Source organism: Streptomyces sp. NH27, assembly GCF_056859195.1.
Genome location: NZ_JACEGK010000800.1, coordinates 1 through 2,233 on the forward strand (window position 1 = coordinate 1; position 2,233 = coordinate 2,233).

The window sequence follows — 2,233 nt, forward strand, 5'->3', positions numbered from 1 at the left end:
TCGACCGCGGTGGCGACGGACGATGCCGCTACCACCGCGATGGTGGCGGACGGCATCGCTACGACCACGGTGGCGACGGACGATGCCGGTCCCGGCCCCCGTCCGCACGCGCCCTCCCCCGCTGGCGCGCCGCAGGCGTCCTTCACGGTCTGGCCCGGCTCCCCGCAGCCGCTCGGCGCCCGCTTCCACACCGGCCCCGACGGCACGCCCGGCACCAACTTCGCGCTGTGGGCCGGCGGCGCGGAGTCCGTCGAGGTCTGCCTGTTCGCCGACGACGGCACCGAGACCCGCGCCCCGCTCACCGAGCTGACCCACGAGGTATGGCACGGCTTCCTGCCCGGCGTGCGCCCCGGCCAACGCTACGGCCTGCGGGTCGGCGGCCGCTGGGACCCGTGGACCGGCGCTCGCTGGAACCCGGCGAAGCTGTTGCTCGACCCGTACGCGCGGGCGGTGGACGGCGAGTTCGCGATGGTCCCCGAGGTGTACGGCCACGCGCGCGACTGGCCGGAGCAGGACGTCGCCGACACCGTGCGGGACAACCGCGACTCCGCGCCGTACGTCCCCAAGGGTGTGGTGGTCGAGGACGACGACGACTGGCAGGACGACCGCCGCCCCAAGACGCCCTGGTCGGACACGGTCATCTACGAACTGCACGTACGCGGGTTCACCCGGCGGCACCCCGATGTCCCGCCGGAGCTGCGCGGCACCTACGCCGGCCTCGCCCACCCGGCGGCGATCGCGCACCTGACCCGGCTGGGCGTCACCGCCGTGGAACTGCTGCCGGTGCACCAGTTCGCCGACGAGGAGCACCTGCTGCGCCGGGGCCTGCACAACTACTGGGGCTACAACTCGATCGGCTACTTCGCCCCGCACGCCGGCTACAGCGCCAGCGGCAGCCGGGGCGGGCAGGTCGGGGAGTTCAAGCGGATGGTGCGGGCGCTGCACGCGGCGGGCATAGAGGTGATCCTCGACGTGGTCTACAACCACACCGCCGAGGGCGGCCAGGGCGGCCCGACGCTGTCGCTGCGCGGCATCGACAACCGCGGCTACTACCGGCTCGGCCCCGACCCGCGCGGCTACTCCGACTACACCGGCTGCGGCAACACCCTCAACGTGGTGCAGCCGCACGTACTGCGCCTGATCACCGACAGCCTGCGCTACTGGGTCACCGAGATGGGCGTGGACGGCTTCCGCTTCGACCTCGCCGCCGCGCTGGCCCGCTCGCTGCACGACGTGGACATGCTCTCGCCGTTCCTCGCGGTGATCGCCCAGGACCCGGTGCTGCGCCGGGTGAAGCTGATCGCCGAGCCCTGGGACGTCGGCGACGGCGGCTACCAGGTGGGCGCCTTCCCGCCGCTGTGGACCGAGTGGAACGACCGGTTCCGCGACACCGTGCGGGACTTCTGGCGCGGTGCGACCGGCGACGTGCGCGACCTCGGCTACCGGCTGTCGGGTTCGAGCGACCTCTACGACTGGGGCGGCCGGCGGCCGTACGCCTCGGTCAACTACGTCACCGCGCACGACGGCTTCACCCTGCGCGACCTGGTCAGCTACGACGGCAAGCACAACGCGGCCAACGGCGAGGACGGCCGGGACGGCACCGACGACAACCGCTCCTGGAACTGCGGCGCGGAGGGCGGCACCGACGACCCGGACGTCCTCGCGCTGCGCCACCGCCAGTTGCGGAACCTGCTGGCCACGCTGCTGCTGTCCACCGGGGTGCCGATGCTGGTGGCCGGCGACGAGATGGGCCGCACCCAGGGCGGCAACAACAACGCCTACTGCCAGGACAACGAGACCGGCTGGATCGACTGGTCGCTGCGCGACGACCCGTCCTGGGCGGCGCTGCTGGACCTGGCCGCGCGGCTGATCGCGCTGCGCCACGCGCACCCGGTGCTGCGCCGCGGCGGCTTCTTCTCCGGCCTGTCGCTGGCGCCCGAGGGGCTGCGGGACGTGACCTGGTTCGGGCCGGACGGGCGGGAGATGGCCGAGGAGGACTGGTTCGCACCGTCCGCGACGCTGGGGATGCTGCTGTCCGGACAGGACATCCCGCAGCGGGACGCGCGCGGCGAGCCGGTGGTGGACGACAGCTTCCTGCTGATCGTGCACGCCGACCACCGGCCAATGGAGTTCACGCTGCCGGGGCCGCCGTGGGCGTCGGGGTACGAGGTCGTGCTCGACACCGCGGAGGATTGTTGGGACCACGGGGGTTGTGGGGGCCGTGGGGGCGACG

Annotated in this window: 1 protein-coding gene; it reads left to right on the plus strand. The window is 73.3% G+C overall.

From position 1 onward, the window contains the following. Positions 1-39 precede the first annotated feature (39 nt). Positions 40-2,233 (plus strand): glycogen debranching protein GlgX (glgX, locus tag AC13HU_RS35975; RefSeq protein ID WP_483046199.1); only part of this gene is annotated, 2,194 nt, incomplete at its 3' end.